Raw genomic sequence first — 25,331 nt, forward strand, 5'->3', positions numbered from 1 at the left:
GTCGTGGGAAGTTGAGCTACAATTGCTTATATCGAATATCGTGATATGCCTTTCGGTAATGGACCTGCCATGGAACTCCACACCCTTCGCTACTTCCTCGCCGTGTGCGAGCACGGGACGATGTCGCGCGCCGCCGAGGCGCTGCACGTGACGCAGCCCGCGCTCTCCCGGCAGATCGCCGCGCTGGAGCGCGAGCTCGGGACCCCGCTCCTCGAGCGCCACAGCCGCAGCGTCACGCCCACCGAGAAGGGCCTCTACCTGCGTCGCCGCGCGCAGGAGATCGTGGGCCTCGCGGACCAGACCGCCTCAGACCTCACGCACGGCGAGGGAATCGTGGAGGGGGACGTCTTCATCGGCGCCGGCGAGTCCGAGGGCCTGCGCGTCATTGCCCGCCACGTGCGCGCCTTTCGCGAGAAGTACCCCGGCGTGCGCTTCCACCTGCACAGCGGCAACGCGCCGGACCTCATCGAGCGCCTGGAGCACGGCGTCGACGACTTCTCCGTGCTCATGAGCTACCCGGACGTGGACCGCTACGCCCACCTACGCCTCTCCCCCACCGACGCCTGGGGCGTCCTCCTGCGCGAGGACGACCCGCTGGTCGCGCGCGAGGCCGTGAGCCCGGCCGACCTGCTCGACGCGCCGCTCGTCGTGCCGGAGCGTCACGCCAGGGGGGACAAGCTCACCGGGCTTCTCGCCACGTGGTTCGGCGAGCGCGCCGGCGAGGCAACCATTGCCGCAACGTACAACCTCGCCTACAACGGCGCGCTGCTCGCGCGCGAGGACGTGGGCCGCATGCTCTCCTTCGATGGGCTCACGACGGTGGGCCCGGGCACGGGGCTGGAGTTTCGCCTGCTCTTCCCGCCGCTGGTCTCGGTCATCGACCTTGCCTGGAAGCGCGACGTCCCCCTCGGCGACGCCGCACGGCGGTTCCTGGAGCGCCTCCGCCCGTAGCCTCGCGGCGGCGCAGGCCCGAACGCAGGGCCAAGACTCACGCCGCGGCGATCGCGAGCGTGCCCGCCACCAGAAGCGCAAGACCACCAAGCTCGCGACGCCCCACCCGCTCGTGCAGCACGAGCGCGGAGAACGCCACCGTCACGAGGATGCTCAGCTTGTCGACGGGCACGACCACGCTCACGGGGCCGTTCTGGATGGCGTAGTAGTAGCAGAGCCAGCTCGCGCCCGTGGCCACGCCGGAGAGCGCGATGAAGGCCGCCTCTCGCCGATCGATGCCCCCGAGCTGGCGCTGCTTGCCGCGCGCGAGCACGATCGCCCACGCCATCACCAGCACCACGCCGGTGCGCAGCGCCGTCGCGAGGTTGGACTCCACGCCCTCCACGCCCACCTTGGCGAGCACCGACGTCAGCGCCGCGAACACGGCCGAGAGCACGGCAAAGACGGCCCAGCGCCGGTCGCGCGGGCCGGCGTCGCGAGGCGCGCCGTCCTTCTCGCCCGCCGTCATGAGGAGCGTCCCGGCCAGAAGCAGCGCCGTGCCCGCGAGCTTGAGGGCCAGCCCCTCCATCTCGCAGAAGAGCGCGATGGCGAGAAAGACGGTGAGCGCCGTGCTCGACTTGTCGATGGGCGCCACGCGGCTCACGTCCGCAAGCGAGAGCGCCCGGAAGTAGCAGAGCCAGCTCGCCCCGGTCGCAAGCCCCGAGAGCACGAGGAACAAAGCCGAACGCGGCGTGACCTGAGCGAGCGTGCCGGCAGAGCCCACCACAAGCACCATGAGCCAGGAGAAGGCCAGCACCACGCAGGTGCGCAGCGCCGTCACCAGGTCGGAGTCAGTCTCGCGCACACCGAGCTTGGCAAGGATCGCCGTCACGCCCGCGAAGAGCGCCGAGCCAACCGCCGCAATGAGCCACATGTCGCGCCTCCCCCAACGAGCCCACACCGTTGTAGCACACGACGTGGCGCTCGCGGGCGGCGGGACCGCACCTCCCTACAGCGAGCGCCCCAGCTCGAAGGCACGGCGCGGGGCGTCGGTCGCGCGCGTCATGGCCGGCGTGCCGCAGCCACGTCCGAGCACGCGCCCACAGTCGCGCATATCGAGGTAGCGCACCAGCGTTTCGTAATGCGCCTCGAGCGCGTCGAAGGTCCAGCTGTCCGCGTTCCACGCCACGGCGAGAAGGACGGAGCGCAGCCGCCGCGCCGTGATGGCCGAGTTCTCGGAGCAGAAGCGGTCGATGACGGTCTTGAGCTGGGCGGACATGCCGTAGTAGTAGAGCGGCGTCGCCAGGGCCAGCACGTCGGCCGCGAGGATCTTCTCGAGGATCGCGGCCATGCCGTCGCGCTGAACGCACGGGCGCGCGCCGTAGCCGCAGGCCACGCAGCCCGCGCACGCGTTCACGCCCGTCCGCGCTACGTCGATGCGCTCGACCGCGTGCCCCGCCTGACGCGCCCCACGCGCGAACTCCTCGCACAGGATCGCGGTCGAGCCGTCGCGGTTGGGGCTCCCCTGCAGGATGACGATGTTCATGTCTCCCCCTAGAGCCCGAGGCCGGCGGCCCACTCGGCCGCCTCGTCGCCAGCGCCGGCCGAGAAGCGCTCGCCCTCGCGCCATTCGCCGGAGCCCGCAAGCCCCGCGAGAAGCTCGGCGCTGCCCCCGATGCCCGAGGAGCCCGACGTGCAGAACGGCACCACGGTCTTGCCGGCAAAGTCATTGCCCTCCGCAAAGGTGCGCAGCGGCCAGGCCGCCTCGCCCCACCAGATCGGGTAGCCAAGAAGGACCGTGTCGTAGTCCGCCCAGCCGTCGGGTGTGACCTGGGCGAGCTCAGGCCGGGCGTCCGCGCGCTCGACGCTCGTGCGGGAGGCGTCATCGCCGTAGTTGAGGTCGGCCTCCGTATAGGGCTCGGCCGCCTCGATGGCAAAGACGTCCACGCCCAGGCGCTCGGCGATCGCGGCGACAACGCCCTCCGTGTTGCCCGTCGCCGAGAAGTACGCGACGAGCACGTTGCCCGCCGGCGCGGCATCCGCCGCGGGGGCGTCCTCGACCGGCTCCGTTGCCGGATTCGCCGCGGGCGCCTCGTCCTTCTCGCCAGAGCAACCGGCGAGCACCGCGGCCGCCGCGCCGGCGGCAGCTGCAAGGAAGTTCCTTCTCGTCAGCATGTTCTTCTCCCCTTCCGTCCGTGCGCTAGGTGCGCGTCACCTCGATGGTCCCCGCCATGCCCGCAATCGCCACCGTGCCCGCCGTGGCGTGCCCCAGCTCATAGAGGCTGCCGTTGCGGGAGAAGTCGTCGTAGAACATCACGACGTCGCCCCACGGCTCGTAGTAGGCGAGCACGCCGGCCCCGCCCGCGGCGAGCGGCGCGTCCGAGCAGTCAAGCGCCTCGGGCGGGTAGAAGGTCTGCTCGTTGCTGCCAAACGGCGTCACCTCGAGCGTCAACGGCAGCTGTCCCACGAGCCCGCGCGCCGCGACGCTGTCGTTAAGCTCGTAGGTCACCGTCTGACCTGCGCAGGTCACGTTGATGGTCATGGTCTCCTCCTCCGGGGCCTCGTCGAGGTCCACCAGCTCGTAGGTCTGCGTGCCCAGGCCTATGGCCTCGGCGTGGTCCAGCGTGTGGGTGCCGTTCCTGCTCTCGATGCGCTCCACGAGCGCCGCACCATCCGCCGCCGCATAGACGAGGTCCACGCACGCGCGGTCGAGCGCCACCGGGTCCGTCGAGGCCAGGATGCCGATGTCGGCCATCTCGGGCTCGGCGGGGTGGGAGTCGCAGTCGCAGTCCACCGAGAGGCGGTTCATCACGTTGACGTAGGCCATCGCGCCGCCCACGCCACCGAAGTAGTCGCTCACGGCCTTGGCCGCCTCGGCCATGGACTCGAGGAAGTCGTCCTGCGCGGGACTGCCCCAGCCCGTAGTGGAGGCGCCCGCGCTGTGGATGAGCATCTTGCCCTCGCGCGCCGCGATGCCGATGGAGCAGTTCTTGATGGCCCCGCCAAAGCCGCCCATCGCGTGCCCCTTGAAGTGCGCGAGCGAGACCACGGAGTCGTAGTTCGCCAGATGGGCGCCCACGAGGTCCTCCGTGAGGTGCGTCCCGCCCATGACGGGCAGGCTCATCGAGCCGTCCGCGTCCATGATGTCCACGCCCGCGATGGCCGTGAAGCCGTGGTCGGCGGCCGCCCGCAGGTGACTCTCCGTGGTGCCGCGCGCCCCTCCGTAGGCGGTGTTGCACTCCACGATCGTGGCGTCGAGGCCCTGCACCAGGCCGGCGATCAGGTCCGGCGAGAGGAAGTTGTGCCCGCCCGGCTCGCCGGTCGAGAGCTTCACGGCAACGTTGCCCGCGGGCGAGAAGCCCAGGGCGTCGAAGGCCCGGCGCAGGCCGGCGGGGCTGATGTCGCGCGTGAGGTAGACCGTCGCCGGTGCCGCGGCCTCGGGGGCAGCGGCGTTGTCAGCGGGCTCGGCCTCAGCCTCGGGCGCATCCGGCGCGGATGCCTCGCACCCCGCAAGAGCGGCCGTTGCCGCAACGCCGGCAAACGCTCCCATGAACGTCCTTCTCGTCAGTCCAGACATGTCGTCCCCCCTTCGGCGGGGCGAGAAGAACCACGAACTCGAGGTCCTTCTCGCCTGCTCGCGCTAGTCTGTGGCGGCCTCGCCCTTGCGAGCCCTGGCAAAGCTCAGGCAGTCGGCGACCTTCCCGCCCGTGCTCAGGTAGGTGTACGTGGGCATCTCAAAGAGCACGGGGCTGAGCGCCGCCACGTCCACCCTGCCGTCCTCGGTCACGATCGCGTCGTCCGCGTAGGTGCCAGCCACCGAGCAGATGAAGTTCTCAAAGTGGTCGACCTCGTAGACGTCCTCCACGCGGCACTCCATGGAGAGCCTGGCGTCGTCGATGAGCGGGGCGCCGGCCTCGCCCGCCGTCCAGGCGAAGACGTCGGCCTTGCTCTGGCGCGCACCGCTCACGCTGCCACAGAAGTCGGCCTTGGCCAGCCAGGACTCGTCCACCACGTTCACGGAGAGCACGCCCGTCTGCTTGATGCGGCCGTTGATGAAGTGCGCGGCTGCTAGGCTCACCATGACCTTGCTGTGGCTGGGGATGCCCGTGTGCGCGACGAGCGTCCAGGTGGGCTCGTCGCCGTTCATGGCGCCGACCACCACGACGGGCATGGGGTAGAGCGCAGGCTTGGATCCGATGTTTCGCTTCATGGCTTCCTCCTTTACGGGGGCGACCCCAGGCGAGGCCTGTCCCAAAATCTCTGAGAGAAAAACGCGTCCCCCTATTTACACTTCCCAGTTGATGTCGCCAAAGCCTCGGACGTCATCGGCGTAGACCGAGTGCTCGTGCCAGTCGACCTCGGGGTTTCCGCTCATCGTCCTAAAGATCCCGGTCTCGGAGTCGTACGAGGTCACAATCTCCGCGTGGGAGATCACCTCTCCCCCGGGAAAGCCGTCTGAGTAGTAGAAGAAGGCGATGTCGCCGGGGGCGGGCTGCCACTCGTCGCCGGGCAGCTCGTGGAAGCGGCCCTCCCACTCGAAGTACGCGGCCTGCCGCTGGGGATAGACCGTCATCTCGCCGTCGCAGAGGTACTCCGCGAGGCCCGCCTCGCGGAAGGACCACCACACGTACGTCGCGCACCAATAGCCGCGCTGGTAGCAGAGCTCCCCGCCCGCCTCGAGGAGGGCGTCCTCATAGCGCGTGCCGTCCGTGTTGCCCATCTCCCCCTCGGCGACCTCGAGGAGCCGCGCGACCTTCTCCTCGGCAGAATCGCCCGGCGCCTGCCGCGTGGCGGACTGGGGCCTACTCCTGACCTGCGGCGGAGGGGGCGCCCGCAGGGGTCGTCCCCGCGCAGCCCGAGCCAAGAAGCGCAAAGGCGAGCGCGCAGGCAAGCGGTCCCGCCGCGCGGCGCGTAGCCCCTCTCGTCCTGGTTCTTCTCATCCCATGGCCTCCCAACGCTGTGTCCCAAAGGGCCCGTCCCTTTAGTGACTTCCTGTCGCTTATAGATTACGTGACGTCACGTATCTTGTAAAGGGGTTAGATGAGGTCTGGGAACTTTTTCCAAGGCGGACGCTATACTAGGCAGAAGGAGACGTACGGAGGGTTCCATGGCCGATTTCATACGGGCGCGCAGCGCCGAGCAGAAGGGGCAGCGCCTCGAGGAGATCAAGGGCGCCGTCCGCGCCCAGTTCCAGACGCGGCCCTACCACGAGATAACGCTCACCACGATCGCCGACGAGCTCGGCTGGTCGCGCGCCAACCTCTACAAGTACGTGAGCACCAAGGAGGAGGTCTTCCTGCTCCTCGCCGGGGACGAGTGCGACGGCTACTTCGAGGCCCTTCTCGCCGCGCTCCCCGAGGGCTGCGGCCTCGCGCCCGACGTCGTGGCCGAGGTCTGGGCCGGGATCGCCAACGCGCACCAGGAGTACTTCCGCCTGGGCGACCTGCTCACCACGATCATCGAGACCAACGTGACGGTGGAGCGCCTCGCCTGCTTCAAGCGCGGGTACTACGCGCACGTCGGCGCGATGGAGGAGCGGCTCCCCCGCATTCTCGACATCAGGGCCGAGAGCGTCGAGCCGCTGCTCATGGCCATCTACTACCATGCCGTCGGCCTCGTCAGCGGATGCTGGCGCAACCCGCTCGTGGCGCAGGCGCTCGAGGCGATCGGCCGCGAGCGGCGCCAGATCGACTTCCGCGCCGAGATGCGCGACTTCATCGGGATGTGCCTCGCGCACTACGCGGGGTAGCCGCGGGGCCCCGGGGCTTGCCCCTCTCCCGCGCTTCCGCCCCCTCTGAGTGACTGATTTCGAACAAACAGGGGCCCTCAGGGAGGCTCGTCCGTTCAAACGCTGTCACTCAAACGCCGTCACTCAGGTGCGGCGGGCAGCAGGCCCACGCGCGAGGGGACGCGGAACGTCCCCGCCCCAAAGACGACAGGGCGGGGACGTTCTTCTCGCCGGGTTCTTCTCACCCAGCGCCTCCGGCTCGCGGCTAGGCGACGGCGGCCTCGTAGCCCGCCTCGACGACGGCGGCCACGAGGGCGTCGTCGGCCACGGAGTCGGCGGCCTCGACGGTGGCGGTGCCGGCCTCGAGGTTCACGTCCACGGCGCTCACGCCGTCGACGCCCTCGAGCGCCTTCTTCACGTGCGCGACGCAGTGCTGGCACATCATGCCGGTGACGTTCAGGGTCTTGGTCATGGTCTTATCCCTTCTCTCGGTCGCGGGCGCGGACGCGCCGGCGACGCTCTCAACGGACACGGCCACCTCGGTGGCCGGGGTTGCCTCGGACGCCGCGCGCTCGCTCGGCCTCCAGGTGCGCAGACGCAGCGCGTTGGTCACCACAAAGACTGACGAGAAGCCCATGGCGGCCGCGCCGATCATCGGGTTGAGCGTGATTCCCCAGGGCGTGAGCGCGCCGGCCGCCACGGGGATGCAGATCGCGTTGTAGAAGAGCGCCCAGAAGAGGTTCTGCTTGATGTTTCTCATCGTGGCGCGGGAGAGCTCCATCGCCGTGGCCACGTCGGCCGGGTCGGAGTGCATGAGGACCACGTCGGCCGAGGAGATGGCCACGTCGGTGCCCGCCCCGATGGCGATTCCCACGTCCGCGCGGGCGAGCGCCGGCGCGTCGTTGATGCCGTCGCCCACCATGGCCACGGTGCGCCCGGCCTCCTGGAGCTCGCGGACCTTGGCCTCCTTCTGCGCGGGCAGCACGCCGGCGATGACCTCGTCCACGCCCACCTGCCGCGCCACGGCGGCGGCGGTGCGCTCCTGGTCGCCGGTGAGAAGCACCGTGCGGGCCCCCATCGCGCGGAGCCGCGCGACGGCAGAGGCGCTCGTGCGCTTCACGGGGTCGGCCACGGCGACCATGCCGAGGGCGCGCCCGCCAAGCGAGAAGAACAGCGGGGTCTTGCCGTCATCCGCGAGCGTCGCCGCCGCGTTGGCGAGCGAGCCGAGCGCCACGCCACGCCCCTCCATGAGGCGGGCGTTTCCGGCGAGCGCGGGCGCGCCGTCCACCGTCGCCGCAAGGCCGCCGCCCGGGATCTGGTCGAACCCCTCGACGCGCGCGCCCCGCTCGGCGTCCGGGTCCTTCTCGTCCGCGTAGGCGCAGATGGCGGACGCAAGCGGGTGCTCGCTCCTGCGCTCGAGGGCCGCGGCCACGCGCAGCAGCTCGTCCTCGGAGACGCCCGGAGCGAGAAGGACGTCCGTCACGCGCGGCGCGCCCGCCGTCACGGTGCCCGTCTTGTCGAGCACCACGGCGTCCACGCTGCAGGCGGTCTCGAGCGCCTCGGCGGACTTGATGAGGATCCCGTTGGCGGCGCCGCGGCCGGTGCCCACCATGATGGCCGTGGGCGTGGCCAGGCCGAGGGCGCACGGGCAGGAGATCACGAGGATCGAGATGGCGTGCGTGAGCGCCGTTGCCACGTCGCCCGCGAGCGCGAGCCAGGCCACGAACGTCACCGCGGCGATGGCGATGACCACGGGCACGAAGACGCCGGCGATCCTGTCCGCCATGCGCTCGATGGGGGCCTTGGAGCTCGTGGCCTCGTCCACGAGGCGGATGATTCCGGCGAGCGTGGTGTCGTCGCCGACGGCGCGCGCCTCCAGGGCGAGCCAGCCGCGCGTGGAGACCGTGGCGCCGGTCACGCGGTCGCCGGGGGCCACCTCGCGCGGCACGCTCTCCCCCGTGATGGCGGACTCGTCGATGGCAGCCGTGCCCTCCACCACCACGCCGTCCACCGGCACCGACTCGCCGGCGCGCACGATCACGCGCTCCCCCACGACCACGTCCTCGGTGGGGATCTCGCGCTCCTCGCCGTCGCGGACGACCGTGGCCGTCTTGGGCGCGAGGTCCATGAGGGCGGCGATGGCGTCCGTGGTGCGCCCCTTGGCGCGCGCCTCGAAAAACTTGCCGAGCGTGATGAGGGTGAGGATCATGCCCGCGGAGTCAAAGTAGAGGTCGTGGGCGGCGGCGTGGAGCGCGGCGGCGTCGCCCGCGCCCGCGGCCCACGCCATGCGATAGAGCTGCGCCACGGACCAGGCGGCGGAGGCGGCCGACCCCAGCGCGATGAGCGAGTCCATGTTGGGCGCGCGGTGCCAGAGCGTGCGGAAGCCCGTTATGAAGTAGTGCCGGTTGACAAAGAGAATCGGCGCGCAGAGCAGAAGCTGCGTGAGGCCGAGGGCCATGAGGTTGGCCTCGCCCGCGAGCGCGGGCGGCTGCGGCCAGCCGAACATCGGGCCCATGGCCACGTAGAAGAGCGGCACCGAGAAGACCGCGGACACGATGAGCTGGTCGCGCCTCTCGCGGATGGCCTTCTCGGCCGCCGCGCCGAGGCGCTCGGCGGCCGCGGCGCCCCTCTCGCCCGGCCGCGGGCGCCGGGTGGCCCCGTAGCCGGACTCCTCGATGGCCGCCACCACCGCGGCCGCCGTCTCGGGCAAGCCGTCGTAGTCGAGCTCCATCGAGTTCTTGAGCAGGTTCACGTTGGCGCAGGTGACGCCGGGCACCTCGCCCGCCGCCCTCTGCACCCGGCTCGAGCACGCCGCGCAGGTCATGCCCGTGATGTCAAACGTCTCTCTCATCGTTTCCTCCACGTCCCGGGGTGTCCCAGTGAGGGACAGGACGCTTTTGGGACATCGGGTCCATGTCCCAAAAGCGTCCTGTCCCTCACTGGGACATCACATGAACTTGCGGAAGAGGTCCATGACCTCGTCCGTGACCTCGGTGTCGCCGGCCTGGATGCGCTCGACGACGCAGGTCTCCAAGTGGTCGCGCATGACCTCGCGCGAGATGGCCTTCACGGCCGACTCCACGGCCGCGAGCTGCGTGAGGACGTCGCCGCAGTAGCGGTCCTCCTCAACCATCTGCCGGATGCCGTTCAGCTGCCCCACCGCGCGGTTGATGCGCCGCGCAACGCTCGCCTTGAGCTCCGGCGAGCGCGGGGTATGCTTGAGCGCCCCGCAGTGCGGGCAGGCGCGCTGGTCGACGTTCTTCTCGGCGCTTTCCTCGGCCATGGCCGTCCCTCCCGTCAGATACCCCCCTGGGGTGTATGTCTCGATGTACTGTATACCCCATAGGGGTACTTGTCAAACAGCGGGCCGACAGACGGCGGCAATCTGCGTGCGCCGGGCGAGCGTCCCTGCGCACGCGGGGGCGGCGGATGTGCAATGCTGTGGTGAGCCGATTGGAGGACACCATGGCACAGCACCTCGAGACCACACGCCTGACCCTGCGCCCCTGGAGGGAGTCCGACGCCGCCGCGCTCTTCCGCTACGCGCGCGACCCCAGCGTGGGCCCGCGCGCCGGATGGACCGCGCACGGGAGCGTCGAGGAGAGCCGCCAGGTGATCCGAGAGGTGCTCGCCGTGCCGGAGAGCTACGCCATCGTGCTCAAGCGGCGCGCGGGGGACCTTCCCGTGGGCGCGATTGCCCTCATGTTTGGCGCGACGTCAGAGCTCGCGCGGTCGAGCCGGGAGGCGGAGCTGGGCTACTGGGTCGGCCGGCCCCTCTGGGGGCAGGGCCTCGTGCCCGAGGCGGCCGCGGCCCTGCTCGAGCACGCCTTCTCCGACCTGCGCCTCGACGCGGTCTGGGCGAGCTACTACGAGGGCAACGAGCAGAGCCGGCGCGTGCAGGAGAAGCTCGGCTTCGTCCCCGAGCGCATCATCGAGTCGCTGCCCCGGCCGCGCCTCGGCGACGCGGTGCGCGCCCACGTCAACGTGCTCACGCGCGAGCGCTGGACGCAGGTGCGCCACACGCACCGCGGCCTCATCGACGAGCAGCAGGCCGAGAAGCGCGACATCATAGGGAGCCGGGACCTGGTGGCGATCGTCCGCTCGGGCGGGCAGACCGGGGCCGACCGCGGCGCGCTCGACGCCGCGCGCGAGATGGGCGTCGCCCTTGGCGGCTGGTGCCCGGCGGGCGGCCTCGCGGAGGACCTCCCCGACGCGCCCGGCCTGCTCGTCCCCTACCCGGAGCTCCGGGAGACGCCGAGCGCGGGCTACATCCAGCGCACGGCCTGGAACGTGCGCGACTCCCACGCGACGCTCATCGTGTCCCCGGGCGGGCTCGAGCCCAAGAGCGGCACCGAGGCCACGGTCGACTTCGCGCGCGCATACGGGCGGCCCGTGCTCGTGGTCGAGGGCGCGGACGACGTGCCGCGCGCACGGGCGTGGCTCGAGGGCGTCGGCCGCGAGCTCACGCTCAACGTGGCGGGGCCGCGCGCGTCCAAGGCGCCCCAGGTCTATGACGTCACGCGCGAGGTGGTGCGCTCGCTTCTGGCGTAGGGCCGCACGCCGCCTGACCTGGCGAGAAGAACGAGGCGAGGCGCGCGCCGCGCGCCCCGCGGGCCGGCTACGAGCGCCGCGCGAGGACCGCGCCGCCCGCGGCGAGGGCCGCGCTCAGCGCTGTGGCGGGCACGAGCGCCGCCTCGGGCGCGGCCACGGAGAGCCCGAGGCCGAGCGCCGCGGCGCACCCGCACATGAGGGCCACGAGCGCGCCGAGCCTCCGCAGGTACGAGGCCTCGCGACCGAGCAGCCTCTCAACCATGACCATCGACCTCCCCGGACGTTCTCCGTACGTTGCCCATACGATAGGGGCGGCGCGTAACCCGCGCGTAAGCCCCGTGACAGGAAACGGCAAGCCAGACGGAGGCGCGGCGCACGCGCTAAGCTCTTCTCGGCACCCCGTTGAAAGGACCTCCCATGAACGACTTCACGTTCCTCTGCCCCACCAAGTTCGTCTTTGGCCGGGGCGTCACCGACCGCGTGGGCGCGGAGCTCTCCGCCCTCGGCAGGAGGCGCGCGCTCGTGGTCTATGGCCAGGGCTCGGTCGTGCGCACCGGCACGCTCGGCCGGGTGCTCGCCGCGCTCGACGCCGAGGGGATCGCCCACGAGGAGCTCCCCGGCGTCCGGCCCAACCCCGAGGTCGGCCTCGTGCGCGCGGGCGTGGGGCGGGCGTGCGACTTCCGGGCAGACGTCATCCTCGCCGTGGGCGGCGGCTCGGTCATAGACACCGCCAAGGCGATCGCGCTCGGCGTCCCCTACCCGGGCGACGTCTGGGACCTCTTCTCCGGCGCGGCCGCGCCCGTCGCCGAGGGCAAGCCGCCCGTCGCGTGCGTCCTCACCATCCCCGCGGCCGGCTCCGAGGCCTCGGCGAGCTGCGTCATCACCAACGACGAGCTGTGCCTCAAGCGCGGTCTCTCGAGCGAGCTCCACCGCCCGGCCGTCTCCGTCATGGACCCGGAGCTCACCTTCACCCTCCCCGCCTACCAGACGGCGGCCGGCGTCACAGACATGATCGCGCACGTGGTCGAGCGCTACTTCTCGGCGGCGGGGCCCGTCCCCGTGACGGACGGCATCGCCTGCGCGATCGTGCGCTCGCTCGTGGAGGAGGCCCCGCGGGCCCTCGCCGACCCAGCTGACTACGACGCCCGCGCGAACATCATGTGGGCGGGCATGCTCGCCCACAACGACATAGCGGGCCTGGGGAGAAGCGCCGCCCCCGGCGGCCGCGCGGGCGGCTGGGAGAGCCACGCCCTCGAGCACGAGCTCTCGGCGCACGACGCCCGCATCACCCACGGGGCGGGGCTCGCCGTCATCGTCCCCGCGTGGATGCGCCACGTGTGGCCCGCGGGGCCGGAGCGCTTCCTCTCGTTCGGGCGCGACGTCTTTGGGATCGAGCCCGTCGACCCCGCCGAGGACGGGGTGGACGTCACGCCCGAGGAGGCGCGCGCCGACGCCGTCACGGCGACGATCGACGCGCTGCAGGACTTCTTCGTCTCCCTGGGCATGCCGCGCACGCTTGCGGAGCTCGGCATCACGGAGGGACAGGTCCCCGCGCTCCTCGAGACGCTCGAGAAGAACAAGGGGGCGGCGTTCGGCGAGTTCCGGCGCCTGACGATGGAGGACGCGCGGCAGATCTACGAGTCGGCGCTGTAGGCAGCCTCCCGCGACCCCCCGGCCCGCGGCCACTCCCGGGGACCGCAGGCCTTTTTTCTGCTCTTGAGCTGCGACGATGCAAATCCTCTCAAAAACGACGGAGCCGTTTGCAGAGACCGTGGAGACGCACCGCCCACGGGCGAGAAGAACGCGCCTGCCGATAGGTTCTGCAACCAACCAACACCGGCGGGCGCCCCCACCTGCCCCGTCAGCCACCCGTCAGAGAGCGGGAAGACAGCGCCGCGACGCTCCTTGGTACGCTCGCCCGGCCCAACGGGAATCGATCGAGAGGAGCCTGCATGGAGCAGTTCAGGGCAATCGGCAGACAGCGGCGCGAGGGGGTGACGGGGGCCGTGAGGGTCGTCACCCTCGTGGCGGCACTCCTCCTTCTGCTCTGCGTCGCGTGCGGGGCGGCGCCGCAGGAGGCGCTGGCGATCGGCGACGCCGTGACCGTTCGCAGCACGCAGTCGCCGGACAACGTGGAGGGCTTTGACGCCGGCACCCACTACTTCGACGTCATGGACGGCACGGGCACCACCGTCGCCGTGGGCTACTGCATGAACCTCGGGCGGGTGAACCCCGAGGTGCTGGACTACGACGCCGGGTGGGAGTACGCCACGGGCGCGCTCGCCTACATCGCCTACCACGGCTACCCAGGCACCGGCGTCATCGCCGGGCACCAGCTGAGCGAGCTCGGCGCGCGCACCGCCACGGCGCTTGCCGTGTACATGCAGCAGGGCTACATCGAGCCCGGCGTGGAGTGCTACGTCCCGGTGGGCGCCTGGGAGGGCGGCGGGGGCTACAGCTTCGCCGACCGCGGCCCCACCAGCGTCGAGGTGCGCCAGGCCGCGCTCGACCTCTACCTCGAGGCGCAGGCGCACGCCGGCAAGGACGGCCCGTGGAACCGCGCGGTCCGCGTCTACCACGCGCCGCGTGGCGACGTGCAGAACATGCTCGTGATTGAGAGGAGCGCCTCCGCCACGCTCGTCAAGCGCGACGCCGCGAGCGGCGAGGCGCTGGCGGGGGCCGAGTTCGACGTCGTCGCACGGGAAGACGTCATCGCGCCGGACGGGGTCGTCCAGGCGAGCGCCGGCCAGGTCATGGCCCATGTGTCCACGGGCGCCGACGGCACGGCGCGCGTGAGCGGGCTGCCCCTGGGGTCGGGCTCCGCCACCTATGCCTTCATCGAGACGAAGGCCCCCGCCGGCCACGTCCTCGACGCGACGCCCCGGGAGTTCACGGTCTCCACGAACGGCCAGCAGGCCTCCGTCGTCACGGCGACGGTCGAGGCCGAGAACGAGAAGAACTCGCTCGTGGTGTCGAAGGGGGAGCTCGGGCGCGAGGACGTGACCCTTCCCGGGACCGAGTTCGTCTGGTGGAGCGCGGCCGAGGGCGACGACCCCAGCTCAGCGCCCAGCGCCCGGAGCCTCGTCGTGGGCGAAGACGGCACGCTGAGGATCGAGGGCATCGCCCCGGGCGAGTGGCACCTCCGGGAGAGCCGTCCCCTCCCCGGCTACCTGCTCGACACGACGCTCTGGACCGTGCGCGTGGACGAGGCGGGGCTCGTGTCCGGCGACTGGCTCGAGGGCGGCGCCCACGCCACCGCAACGCTCGCCAACGACTACACCAAGGTCGACGTCTCCAAGCGCTCCGTGACCGGGGAGGAGGAGGTTCCCGGGGCCACGCTCACCATACGCGACGAGGCGGGGGAGGTCGTCGAGACCTGGGTCTCCGGCACCGAGCCCCACCGCGTCGAGCGGCTCAAGCCGGGCACCTACACGCTGACGGAGGAGCTGACGCCCAGGGCCTACGACCAGGCGGAGACCGTCACCTTCACCGTCGAGGAGACCGGCGAGGTCCAGACCGTCGTCATGCGGGACGAGCCCATCGAGGTGAGCGGGCAAATCGACAAGCGGCAGGAGATAGCCGACCCCACGGCTCCCCGCACGGAGGCCAACGGCGACGGCGCCAACCGAGCCGGGGTCACGGTCTCCGAGGGCGGGTCGTACGAGTACGGAATCGACTTCAGGAGCACGAGCTCGACCTGGGCCGACGAGCTCACCGTGACCGACTCCCTCGCCGCGGCGGCCACGGGCCTCGCCGAGCTCACGTCGATTGTCACGCCACGCGCGGCCGGGGACTATGACGGCCTCATGAACGTCTGGTACCAGACCAACCTCACCGACCCCGGCCTCGTGGACGAGAGCGGCGCCAACGCCACGCGATCCGACGGCCATGACAACCCCTGGCTCGAGGGGGACGGGCGGCAGCTCGACTACGCGGGGTGGCGGCTCTGGCGCGCCGACGTCCCTGCCGACGAGGCCGTCGAGCTCCCCGTCTCCGAGCTCGCGCTCGCCGAGGGCGAGGTCGTGACCGGCGTGCGGCTCGAGTACGGGCGCGTCGAGGAGGGCTTCACCACCCGGACGGGCGATTGGGATCGGGGCGATATCAAGGACGCCCACGATGACGTCGATGACCTCGCCCCCTCCCATGACGACGGCCTCTCCCCCGCCGTCCTGCGCATGCGCGCCACGGAGGCATACGTCGAGGGGACCGCGCTCGACAACGCCGCGCACGTCGACCTCTACCGCAACGGAGGGGGCGAGGGCCTCGAGGCGCACGACGAGGACGCCGTGACGCAGGCGGCCGCCGCGACGCCCGATGTCCCCCAGGGCCTGCCCGGCACCGGCGAGGACGCGTTCCCCGCGCTGCTCGTCGTTCTTCTCGGCGCGTTCTGCGCGGCCGTGCCCCTGCTGCGCGGACGGCTCCTTCACCAGAGGTAGCCCCGGCGTCCCGGTCGCCCGCGGCCGGGACGCAACAGGTCGCGGACCTCGGGCGCGGGCCTCGAGCGCGGGCTCGCCCGCGCGTGACGGGCCAGGCTCGCGGGCAGCCCGCCGGGACGGGGGCTCGCGACCGCCGACACCGGAGGGGCGGACGGCCGCGGCCCCAGTTCTGTGCAATCGTTGAGTATTCCTCCGGGCTGCCCGGGGACTGGGATAATGTCCTCGTTTGTGCCGTCGAGCAGAAGGAGCCTCATGGAGGACGTCTTCACCAACCTCATCAGCCAGTTCGGCTACATCGGCGTCTGGTTTCTCATCTTCTTCGAGAACGTGTTCCCGCCCATCCCGTCCGAGCTGATCTTGCCCCTCTCGGGCTTCTTCACCACGACGACCGACCTCACGCTCCCCGGCGTCATCATCGCCGCCACCGTCGGCTCGATCACCGGCGCCTACATCCTCTACGGCGTCGGCCGCCTCCTCTCCCGCGAGCGCCTCATGACGTTCTTCGGCACGCGCCCGATGCGCCTTCTGGGCTTCAAGCCCGAGGACATCTCGAGCGCCGTCGACTGGTTCGACCGCAAGGGCCAGGTGACCGTGCTCATCTGCCGCTGCATCCCCGTCGTGCGCAGCCTCATCTCCATCCCCGCCGGAACCGCCAAGATGGGCGTCGTGCGCTTCTCGCTCTATACGCTCGTCGGCTCGGCCGTCTGGAACAGCGTGCTCTGCTCGCTCGGCGCCGCGGCCGGCAGCGCCTGGGAGACGGTGGCCGCCCAGGCGGAGTGGGTCTCCGACGTCGTCAAGTACGTGATCATCGCCATCGTCGTCGTGGCCGTGATCTTTTGGGTCGTCAAGCGCATCATCCCCGCCCTGCGCGAGCAGAAGGGCGCGTGACGCAGGGACGGAGGAGTTGCCTCCGCTCCGCCCCGCGCCACTCAGGCGGCTCCCGGACCCCCGCAGGGGAGGCGGTCCGGGAGCCGCCTTTTTTCTTTGGCCCGGCACATCGCCCCGCTCGGGGAGTCGGGGGCCTGCGACGCCTCCCCCCAGCCATAAAATGAACGTGTTCATAAGCGCCCGGCGAGAAGGGCGGCCATGCCCAAGATCATCGAGAACCTGCGGGAGCGCGTCCTCAAGACCGCGCGCGAGGCCCTCGTCACCGAGGGCTACCAGGCCCTCTCCATGCGCGCGCTCGCCCAGCGCGTGGGCGTTGCCCCCGGCACCCTCTACAACCACTTCCGCGACAAGGAGGAGATCGTCGCCACGCTCGCCCTGGCCGACTGGCAGGGCGCGCTCGCGCGCATGGACGCCGCCGCGGCCCGCGCGACCGACCTCGAGCGCGGCCTCGCCGCCCTCTGCGACGAGCTCAGCTCCTTCTCGAGCGCGTACCGCCCCACCTGGGAGCAGTACGAGGGAGGGCGCGCCGCGGGCTACCTCACGCGCTATCACCGCACGCTCCGCGAGCAGGTCGCCCGGCCCGCTCGCACCGTGCTCGAGCGCTCGGGGCGCGCCGACCTCGCGCCCCTCGCGGACGTGCTCGCCGAGGTCCTTCTCGTCTGCTCGGTCAACGAGGACCTCGGCACCGCATCCGTTGGCAAGCTGGCGGCCGCCCTCGCGGCGGGCGCCCAGGACGTGACAGGGGGACGGAGCGGCGACGACTCCCCCGTCCCCCTGTCGCACGACGAAGGAGGAGAGGAATCGTGAGCAGCTTCAAGGACCTGAGAATCGTCGACAACTTCTACCAGACGTCGGCCTTCTTCCCCATGCCGACGGTGTGCATCTCCACGATGAACCCCGACGGCTCCCTCAACATCGGCTCCTACTCGCTGTGCTTCCCGTACTACATCGCCGGCAAGGACCACTACGCGATGCTGCTGGAGTGCCGCAACACGTCCAACACCTGCGCCAACCTGCTCCGCACGCACAAGTGCGCCCTCAACTTCATCCCCGACGACCGCGAGAGCTTCAAGGAGGCCGTGCGCCTGGGATTTCCCGGCCCCTCCTCAGAGAAGATGGCCGAGCTCGCCTTTGAGATGGAGCCCGGCCAGGCCGACCCCGCAGACCCGCTGCGCCCGCCCGTGATCAAGACCGCGTTCCAGGTCTTCGAGTGCACCTGGGCCGCGGAGCTCGAGGGCGCGGACAAGTTCCGCGCAGAGGACATCGACGACGGTCACCCCGGCCCCTACAACGACTTCAACGGCATCACGTCCAGGTACGGCGCCCACTTCATCCTGCACATCGACAAGATCCTCATGAAGGAGCGCTACTACGACGCCATCGTGAACGGCGTCACCAAGACGAGCTTCCCGCCCGTGCCCGTGGACTACGGCTACCGCGACTCCACCAACTTCTGGTACACGCGCTTCCCCAAGCTCGCCAAGCCCATCGCAGAGCCCGTCCCCGCCCCCAGGGAGGTGGACATCGAGTCCATCCGCTACGCGGCCAACCGCGCGGACGACACGGTCAAGTTCACCGACGAGGCGCTCAAGAACTTCGTCAAGGTGCCGCGCCCGTTCCTCAAGACCGTCCTCAACGGCTGCGTGGCCTGGGCCAAGGAGAACGGCGTCACGCTCATCACCGACGAGCACGTCAAGATCATCAACGACAAGCGCCGCGCCGAGAAGGGCGGGCGCTGACGGCGTGGCGGGGGGACGGAGCGGCGACGGCTCCTCCGTCCCCCTGCCACGCGTGCAGCTTGCGTCGCCCATCCGACCGCTTGCGACAGGTCGGCCGCCCTTCTCGCCCCGCGCGCCTACGCTGGTGGCGTGAGGGCGAGCGCCAATCGTGTCCGCAGACGCGCCAATCGTGTCAGTGTTCCCGGCCTCGGGCTCGGCCTCAATATATTTGAGATGATGCCGAGCCTGTCGAAGGGGAGAGACATGAAACACGAGGACATCATCAGAAAGCTCTCGCTCGCCGAGAAGTGCGCGCTGCTCCAGGGCGGCACCACCTTCGGGAGCTGGCCCAACGAGCGCGCCGGAATCCCGGCGATCGAGTTCTCGGACGGCCCCTCGGGCGTGCGCCACCAGGCCGGCGCGGCCGACCACCTCGGCCTCAACGGCTCCGAGCCCGCCACGTGCTTCCCCACCGCCGTGACGATGGCCAACTCCTGGGACGTCGAGCTCGAGGAGCGCGTGGGCGCCGCGATGGGCCAGGAGGCGGCCGTCCAGAAGGTGGGGACGCTGCTCGCCCCCGGCCTCTGCATCAAGCGCAACCCGCTCTGCGGCCGCAACTTCGAGTACTTCTCGGAGGACCCGCTCGTCTCCGGCAAGATGGCCGCCGCCTTCGTGCGGGGCGTCCAGAGAAACGGCATCGGCGCCTGCCCCAAGCACTACGCCGTCAACAGCCAGGAGGCGCGCCGCCAGGCGTCGGACTCCGTGCTCGACGAGCGCACCCTGCGCGAGATCTACCTCGCCGGCTTTGAGACCGTGGTGCGCGAGGCCGACCCCATGACCATCATGAGCTCCTACAACCTCGTGAACGGCGTCTACGCCAACGAGAACGAGCACCTGCTCCAGGAGATCTTGCGCGACGAGTGGGGCTTCGACGGCGCCGTCGTCACCGACTGGGGCGGCTCCAACGACCACGCCGCGGGCGTGGCCGCCGGCTCGACCTTCGAGATGCCGGCGCCGGGCCTGGGCTCCACGCGCGAGCTCATCGCCGCCGTCGAGGCGGGCACCATCTCCGAGGCCGACGTCGACGCCCGCGTGGACGAGGTCATCGAGCTCGCGCTCAGGGTGACCCCGGCCGTCGAGGCGGCGCCGGCCTCCTTCGACGCGGACGCCCACCACGCGCTCGCCCGCGAGGCCGCCGCGGCCGGCTGCGTCCTGCTCAAGAACGACGGCCCCATCCTGCCGCTGCCCGCCCACGCCAAGGTCGCGCTCATCGGCGACTTCGCCAAGACCCCGCGCTACCAGGGCGCCGGCTCCTCCGCCGTCAACTGCACCAAGGTCGACAGCCTGCTCGAGCTCATCGGCGAGACCGACCTCGACCTCGTGGGCTACGAGCCCGGCTTCGAGCGCCACGGCGGCGAGAACGCCTCCAAGCGCGCGGCGGCGCTCGACCTCGCCCGCCACGCCGACGTCATCCTGCTCTGCCTCGGCCTCGACGAGATCGCCGAGTCCGAGGGCGCCGAGCGCCTCACCATGCGCCTGAACGAGAACCAGGTCGAGCTCGCCCACGCCGTCGCCGAGGTCAACCCCAACGTCGTCGTCCTGCTCTCCGCCGGCTCCTGTGTGGAGACCGACTGGGTGGCCGACGCGCGCGCCGTCCTCTACTGCGCGCTCGGCGGCCAGGCCGGCGCGGGAGCGGCGCTCGACGTGGTCACCGGCGCCGTCTGCCCCTCGGGCAAGCTCGCCGAGACCTGGCCCGTGCGCCTCGAGGACGTGCCCTCCTCGGCCAACTTCCCCTCCGAGGAGAAGAGCGCCGAGTACCGCGAGGGCCTCTACGTGGGCTATCGCTACTTCGACACCGCCCACGTGCCGGTGGCGTTCCCGTTTGGCTTTGGCCTCTCCTACACCTCCTTCGCCTACTCCGGCATCAAGGCCACGGCCGACGCGGTGAGCTTCACCGTCACCAACGCCGGCACGGTGGCCGGCGCCGAGGTGGCCCAGCTCTACGTGGCCAAGCCCGACCACGAGGTCTTCCGCCCGGAGCAGGAGCTCAGGGGCTTTGCCAAGGTCGAGCTCGCCCCCGGCGAGTCCAAGGTCGTCACCATCCCGCTCACCGAGCGCGCCTTCAGCTACTTCAACGTCAAGACCAACCGCTGGGAGGTCGAGGCGGGCACCTACGAGCTGCGCGTGGCCGCCGCCTCCGACGACGTCCGCCTCACCGCCGAGGTCGAGCTCGCCGGAACCGGCGCCCCCAACCCCTACGCCGGCATCGACGTGGCCCCCTACGAGACCGCCGACGTGCTCAGCGTGGACGACGCGCACTTCGCCGCCCTTCTCGGCCACGCCATCCCGACCAACGAGGCCACGATCGAGCGCAACATGTGCTTCCGCGACCTCAACCACGGCCGCTCCCTCATCTTCTGGGTCGTGTGGCTCGTCCTGCGCGCCCTGAAGAACGCCGCGGACAGGTCCGGCCACCCCAACCTCAACGTGCTCTTCATCTGGAACATGCCGCTGCGCGCCCTCGCCAAGATGACCAACGGCATGGTGGACATGGGCCTCGTCGACGCGCTCGTCCGCGAGGTCAAGGGCTACGGCTGGGCGGGCATCGTCCTTCTCGCCCTCTCGGTCGCGCTCGGCTGGGGCGTCGGCCTGGGCATCGCGCTCTGGCTGCTGTGGGTGCTCGCGCCCATCCTCGTTGCCTTCGTCACGAACCTCGTGCGCAACAACGCGCTCGCCAAGAAGATCGCCGACGCCTCGTGCGCCCGCTAGGCGGGGCCCGAGTATCAGAAAGGAACCTGCATCATGAGCTTTTGGTCCAACTTCGCCGAGAAGCACCCCTCCGCCGCGACCTGGATCCGCGAGGGCGGCCTCTTCGTCATCGTCTCCAACGTGATCACGGTCTTCAAGTACCTCATGCTCACGTTCCTGCCGGCCGCCTTCGCCTTTCTCGGCGACGCGTCCTTCGGCTGGCCCGGCATCCCGGTGACGCTGTTCGGCGAGACCTTCCAGTGGAACATCCTGGGCTATGACCAGGCGCACGGCGGCCTCGCCTACTTCTGCGCCTACATGGTCGCCATGGTGATCGGCGAGTGCATCAACTTCCCCATCCAGCGCAGCTTCGTCTTCCGCTCCAAGGGCAAGGTCGGCCCGCAGATCGCCTGGTACCTGGTGGCGTTCATCATCATCACGTGCATCGTGAACTCCATCAACTGCGTGTGGGTCGCCGTAGCCGGCATGTTCGTGCCCGACTGGATCTACAACATCGGCACCACGGTGCTCAACGGCGGCATCTCGATGGTGGTCTTCTTCTTCGTCAACAAGAAGATCTTCCCCGAGGGCGAGGCAAAGCCCAAGGAGAAGTAGGCTCCGCGCCCGCATCCCGGCTCCTTCCTCCTGGCGCCCCGACCACCCCGAGGTCGGGGCGCCCTTCTGTGCGCGGCGACGTCGCGCCCGGAGGCGCCGCCCGCCGCAGGGGCGTGCCGAGAAGTGCCTGTCATCTGCCGCGGTTATGTGTTTTGCTGGCGGTAAGCCTCAACTAACTTTTCTCAGCTCCATCAACTTCTCATATCTGGTAGTTTGAAGAGTGCCGTTATCCCGCGGTGGGCGCAACGTGCCCAACGTCAAAAAAAGGAGCGTGAGCAGTGAGTCAGCAGGAGGCCTGGGCCGGCTTTGTCGGCGGCAACTGGGAGCACGAGATCGACGTTCGTGACTTCATCCAGAAGAACTACACCCCCTACGACGGCGACGAGTCCTTCCTCGCCGAACCCACCGAGAACACCACCAAGCTCTGGGACGAGGTCATGGGCCTCTTTGCCAAGGAGCGCGAGGCGGGCGGCGTCCTTGACATGGACACCGACCTCGTCTCCACGATCATCTCCCACCCCGCCGGCTACATCGACCAGCCGCTCGAGAAGATTGTGGGCCTGCAGACCGAGAAGCCGCTCAAGCGCGCCCTCATGGTCAACGGCGGCATCCGCATGGCCGTGGCCGCCTGCAAGCAGAACGGCTACGAGGTCGACCCGGAGATCGTGAACATCTACACGAACTACCGCAAGACCCACAACGCCGGCGTCTTTGACGTCTACACGCCCGAGATGCGCGCGTGCCGCCACAGCCACATCATCACGGGCCTCCCCGACGCCTACGGCCGCGGCCGCATCATCGGCGACTACCGCCGCGTGGCCCTCTACGGCGTCGACCGCCTCATCGAGGAGAAGAAGGCCGAGCACGCCGGCACCCAGAAGACCATGAACGAGGCCACCATCCGCCACCGCGAGGAGCTCGCGGAGCAGATCCGCGCCCTCCAGGAGCTCAACCAGCTCGGCAAGATCTACGGCTTCGACATCTCCCAGCCCGCCAAGAACTTCCAGGAGGCCGTCCAGTGGCTCTACTTCGGCTACCTCGCCGCGGTCAAGGAGCAGAACGGCGCCGCCATGTCCATCGGCCGCAACTCCACGTTCCTGGACATCTACGCCGAGCGTGACCTCAAGGCCGGCGTCATCACCGAGGCCGAGGCCCAGGAGATCATCGACCACCTCGTCATGAAGCTCCGCATGGTCAAGTTCGCCCGCACCCCCGAGTACAACGAGCTCTTCTCCGGCGACCCGCAGTGGGTCACCGAGTCGATCGGCGGCATGGGCGTTGACGGCCGCTCCATGGTCACCAAGACCGCCTTCCGCTACCTGCACACCCTCGAGAACATGGGCACCAGCCCCGAGCCCAACCTCACGGTGCTCTGGTCCACCCGCCTGCCCGAGGCCTTCAAGCGCTACTGCGCCAAGATCTCCATCACCACGAGCTCCATCCAGTACGAGAACGACGACCTCATGCGCGTCTACCACGGCGACGACTACGCGATCGCCTGCTGCGTGTCCTCCATGCGCATCGGCAAGGAGATGCAGTTCTTCGGCGCCCGCGCCAACCTCGCCAAGTGCCTCCTCTACGCCATCAACGGCGGCCGCGACGAGAAGACCGGCGAGCAGGTGGGCCCGAGGTTCCGTCCGGTGGAGGGCGACTACCTCGACTACGACGACGTCATCGTCAAGTACCGCGACATGATGCAGTGGCTGGCCGAGGTCTACGTCAACTCCCTCAACATCATCCACTACATGCACGACAAGTACTGCTACGAGCGCCTGCAGATGGCCCTGCACGACGAGCACGTGCACCGCTGGTTCGCCACCGGCATCGCGGGCCTGTCCGTCGTGGCCGACTCGCTCTCCGCGATCAAGTACGCCAAGGTCAAGGTCATCCGCGACGAGACCGGCCTGGTCACCGACTACGAGGTCGAGGGCGACTTCCCCAAGTACGGCAACGACGACGACCGCGTGGACCGGATCGCCCACGACGTGGTCGAGGTCTTCATGAAGTACGTCCGCGAGACCGACACCTACCGCAACTCCGTCCCCACCACCTCGATCCTCACGATCACCTCGAACGTGGTCTACGGCAACGCCACCGGCAACACGCCCGACGGCCGCCGCGCCGGCGAGCCCTTCGCCCCGGGCGCCAACCCCATGCACCGTCGTGACACCCACGGCGCCGTGGCGTCGCTCGCCTCCGTCGCCAAGCTCCCGTTCAAGGACGCGCAGGACGGCATCTCCAACACGTTCTCCATCGTCCCGAACGCGCTCGGCAAGGAGGGCGCCGTGATGTTCGACGAGCTCGACCTCGACGCCCTCGGCGTTGACATCCAGATCGAGAACCCCGCCCCCGACTGCGGCTGCTGCTAGCCTTTTCGGGCGGATTCGGTAAATGTCACTGCTTTGGTGACACTTATCGGATACACTGTGGTTACAGGAGGGTCGCCCCGTCCCGGGGCGACCACGCGAGAAAGGACCCCATCATGAGCGCTTCTGCCGAGCAGGTCGACAACCTCGTCAGCATGATCGACGGCTATGTCGAGGAGGGCGGCCACCACCTCAACGTCAACGTCTTCACCAAGGAGACCCTGCTTGACGCCCAGGCCCACCCCGAGAAGTACCCGCAGCTGACCATCCGCGTCTCCGGCTACGCGGTGAAGTTCAACTCCCTCACCAAGAAGCAGCAGGACGACGTCATCTCCCGCACCTTCCACGAGGCGATGTAAGGTCAACCTGACCTGTCCTTGAGGCGGGCCGGGAGGTTGCTCCGCAGAGTGCTTCGCGCCTTTCGGCGCTCAGGAACTCTGCTTCGCAATCTCCCGGCCCGCTTCTGTCTATCATGGTTTCGTAACGTGTCTGGGTGGAAGGTGCGGATGTGAGCGATCGAACCGGCGAGAAGAGCGGCGAGAAGAACCTTGCGGTCGTGGGGAGGGCGCACTCCATCGAGTCGTTCGGGACGGTGGACGGCCCCGGGACGCGCCTGGTGGTCTTCTGCCAGGGCTGCCCGATGCGCTGCCAGTACTGCCACAACCCTGACACCTGGGAGTTCGGCCGCGCCGACGGCACCGGCCCCGGCACCGACGTCACCGTGGCGGAGGTGCTCGAACGCTTCGAGCGCAACCGCCCCTTCTACAGGTCGGGCGGCATCACCGTCACGGGCGGCGAGCCCATGGCCCAGCCGAACTTCGTGGCCGCCCTCTTCGAGGAGGCGCACGAGGCGCCTGCGGGGCGCATCCACACCTGTCTGGACACCTCTGCCGCCACCTTCTCTGCAGCGCACGCAGAGCGCTTCTCGCGGCTTCTCGACGCCACCGACATGGTTCTTCTGGACATCAAGACCTCGGACCCCGTCCTGCACGAGCGGCTCTGTGGCATGCCCGCGAGCCACGCGCTCGAGCTCGGCGACGAGCTGGCGCGCCGCGGCATACCCACGCTCGTCCGCCACGTCATCGTCCCCGGCCTCACGGACTCCGAGGAGGAGTGCGCCGCCGTGGGCCGCATCATCGGCGAGTGGGACAACGTCGTGGGGCTCGACTTCCTCCCCTACCACACGCTCGGCAAGTCCAAGTACGAGAAGCTCGGCATCCCCTACCCGCTCGAGGGCGTGAAGGCCATGGAGGCCGCGCGTGCAAAGGAGCTGCGCGAGGTTGCGCTGCGCGCCTTCGCGCGGCGCCGCTCGGAGCGCCGGGGAGGGCGACGCCCCGAACGGCGGGGCTAG

General features: G+C 70.0%; 22 protein-coding genes. 13 read left to right on the forward strand and 9 right to left on the reverse strand.

Translation table 11 applies throughout. The features are described from left to right. The first annotated feature begins 69 nt into the window (after positions 1–69). Positions 70–951, forward strand: a complete 882-nt coding sequence (locus H6A23_RS03075) for a LysR family transcriptional regulator (RefSeq protein ID WP_204830732.1) — start codon at positions 70–72, stop codon at positions 949–951. A gap of 37 nt (positions 952–988) precedes the next feature. On the opposite strand, the gene H6A23_RS03080 is transcribed toward H6A23_RS03075, so the two are convergent. From H6A23_RS03080 to H6A23_RS03105, 6 genes are all read right to left on the reverse strand, one after another. Next, a complete protein-coding gene (locus H6A23_RS03080; RefSeq protein ID WP_204830733.1) occupies positions 989–1,864 on the reverse strand; it encodes an EamA family transporter in 876 nt (291 codons plus the stop codon). Between the two features lie 75 nt (positions 1,865–1,939). After that, positions 1,940–2,476, reverse strand: coding sequence for a flavodoxin family protein (locus H6A23_RS03085; protein ID WP_204830734.1), 537 nt, complete (start codon positions 2,474–2,476; stop codon positions 1,940–1,942). A gap of 8 nt (positions 2,477–2,484) precedes the next feature. Continuing rightward, entirely contained in the window at positions 2,485–3,105 is a 621-nt protein-coding gene (locus H6A23_RS03090; protein WP_204830818.1) for a flavodoxin, read from the reverse strand. A 25-nt stretch (positions 3,106–3,130) separates the two neighbouring features. Then, the gene (locus H6A23_RS03095) at positions 3,131–4,507 is read right to left on the reverse strand and encodes a cyclophilin-like fold protein (protein WP_204830735.1); all 1,377 of its coding nucleotides are present in this window, start codon (positions 4,505–4,507) and stop codon (positions 3,131–3,133) included. Between the two features lie 63 nt (positions 4,508–4,570). Then, a complete protein-coding gene (locus H6A23_RS03100; protein ID WP_204830736.1) occupies positions 4,571–5,140 on the reverse strand; it encodes a flavin reductase family protein in 570 nt (189 codons plus the stop codon). A gap of 75 nt (positions 5,141–5,215) precedes the next feature. Further along, positions 5,216–5,650: a CHAP domain-containing protein gene (locus tag H6A23_RS03105; RefSeq protein WP_204830737.1), complete on the reverse strand. Its 435-nt coding sequence runs from the start codon at positions 5,648–5,650 to the stop codon at positions 5,216–5,218. A 387-nt stretch (positions 5,651–6,037) separates the two neighbouring features. Between H6A23_RS03105 and H6A23_RS03110 the strand changes: the two genes are divergently transcribed. After that, positions 6,038–6,679, forward strand: coding sequence for a TetR family transcriptional regulator (locus H6A23_RS03110; RefSeq protein WP_204830738.1), 642 nt, complete (start codon positions 6,038–6,040; stop codon positions 6,677–6,679). A gap of 244 nt (positions 6,680–6,923) precedes the next feature. Here the strand turns inward: H6A23_RS03110 and H6A23_RS03115 are convergent, their stop codons facing one another. Further along, on the reverse strand, positions 6,924–9,509 hold the full coding sequence (locus tag H6A23_RS03115) for a heavy metal translocating P-type ATPase (protein WP_204830739.1): 2,586 nt from the start codon (positions 9,507–9,509) through the stop codon (positions 6,924–6,926). A gap of 96 nt (positions 9,510–9,605) precedes the next feature. Then, positions 9,606–9,941: a metal-sensing transcriptional repressor gene (locus H6A23_RS03120; RefSeq protein ID WP_204830740.1), complete on the reverse strand. Its 336-nt coding sequence runs from the start codon at positions 9,939–9,941 to the stop codon at positions 9,606–9,608. Between the two features lie 182 nt (positions 9,942–10,123). On the opposite strand from H6A23_RS03120, the gene H6A23_RS03125 reads away from it, so the two are divergent. Next, on the forward strand, positions 10,124–11,209 hold the full coding sequence (locus tag H6A23_RS03125) for a GNAT family N-acetyltransferase (RefSeq protein ID WP_204830741.1): 1,086 nt from the start codon (positions 10,124–10,126) through the stop codon (positions 11,207–11,209). A gap of 67 nt (positions 11,210–11,276) precedes the next feature. On the opposite strand, the gene H6A23_RS03130 is transcribed toward H6A23_RS03125, so the two are convergent. Continuing rightward, on the reverse strand, positions 11,277–11,471 hold the full coding sequence (locus H6A23_RS03130; RefSeq protein ID WP_204830742.1) for a hypothetical protein: 195 nt from the start codon (positions 11,469–11,471) through the stop codon (positions 11,277–11,279). A 155-nt stretch (positions 11,472–11,626) separates the two neighbouring features. Here H6A23_RS03130 and H6A23_RS03135 point away from each other — a divergent pair, with 155 nt between their 5' ends. The 10 genes from H6A23_RS03135 (at position 11,627) to pflA (ending at position 25,331) form a co-directional block, all read left to right on the forward strand. Continuing rightward, positions 11,627–12,862 carry an iron-containing alcohol dehydrogenase gene (locus tag H6A23_RS03135; protein WP_204830743.1) on the forward strand — a complete coding sequence of 412 codons (1,236 nt, stop codon included), beginning with the start codon at positions 11,627–11,629 and terminating at the stop codon, positions 12,860–12,862. 299 nt (positions 12,863–13,161) lie between these two features. Further along, a complete protein-coding gene (locus H6A23_RS03140; protein ID WP_204830744.1) occupies positions 13,162–15,645 on the forward strand; it encodes a SpaA isopeptide-forming pilin-related protein in 2,484 nt (827 codons plus the stop codon). A gap of 252 nt (positions 15,646–15,897) precedes the next feature. Continuing rightward, on the forward strand, positions 15,898–16,533 hold the full coding sequence (locus H6A23_RS03145) for a DedA family protein (RefSeq protein WP_204830745.1): 636 nt from the start codon (positions 15,898–15,900) through the stop codon (positions 16,531–16,533). A gap of 198 nt (positions 16,534–16,731) precedes the next feature. Continuing rightward, positions 16,732–17,340: a TetR/AcrR family transcriptional regulator gene (locus H6A23_RS03150; RefSeq protein ID WP_204830746.1), complete on the forward strand. Its 609-nt coding sequence runs from the start codon at positions 16,732–16,734 to the stop codon at positions 17,338–17,340. Next, complete coding sequence (locus tag H6A23_RS03155) at positions 17,337–18,272, forward strand: hypothetical protein (RefSeq protein WP_204830747.1); 936 nt, start codon at positions 17,337–17,339, stop codon at positions 18,270–18,272. Before H6A23_RS03150 ends, H6A23_RS03155 begins: the two co-directional genes overlap by 4 nt. Positions 18,273–18,515: 243 nt before the next feature. After that, the gene (locus H6A23_RS03160; RefSeq protein ID WP_286165771.1) at positions 18,516–21,020 is read left to right on the forward strand and encodes a glycoside hydrolase family 3 C-terminal domain-containing protein; all 2,505 of its coding nucleotides are present in this window, start codon (positions 18,516–18,518) and stop codon (positions 21,018–21,020) included. 33 nt (positions 21,021–21,053) lie between these two features. Then, positions 21,054–21,614, forward strand: coding sequence for a GtrA family protein (locus H6A23_RS03165; protein ID WP_204830749.1), 561 nt, complete (start codon positions 21,054–21,056; stop codon positions 21,612–21,614). A 278-nt stretch (positions 21,615–21,892) separates the two neighbouring features. Continuing rightward, complete coding sequence (gene pflB, locus H6A23_RS03170) at positions 21,893–23,983, forward strand: formate C-acetyltransferase (RefSeq protein WP_204830750.1); 2,091 nt, start codon at positions 21,893–21,895, stop codon at positions 23,981–23,983. 113 nt (positions 23,984–24,096) lie between these two features. Continuing rightward, complete coding sequence (gene grcA3, locus H6A23_RS03175; protein ID WP_072369518.1) at positions 24,097–24,339, forward strand: autonomous glycyl radical cofactor GrcA3; 243 nt, start codon at positions 24,097–24,099, stop codon at positions 24,337–24,339. A 149-nt stretch (positions 24,340–24,488) separates the two neighbouring features. Then, positions 24,489–25,331: a pyruvate formate-lyase-activating protein gene (gene pflA, locus H6A23_RS03180; RefSeq protein WP_204830751.1), complete on the forward strand. Its 843-nt coding sequence runs from the start codon at positions 24,489–24,491 to the stop codon at positions 25,329–25,331.

The sequence above is a fragment of the Olsenella uli genome (genome assembly GCF_016900775.1).
GTDB lineage: Bacteria > Actinomycetota > Coriobacteriia > Coriobacteriales > Atopobiaceae > Thermophilibacter > Thermophilibacter uli_A.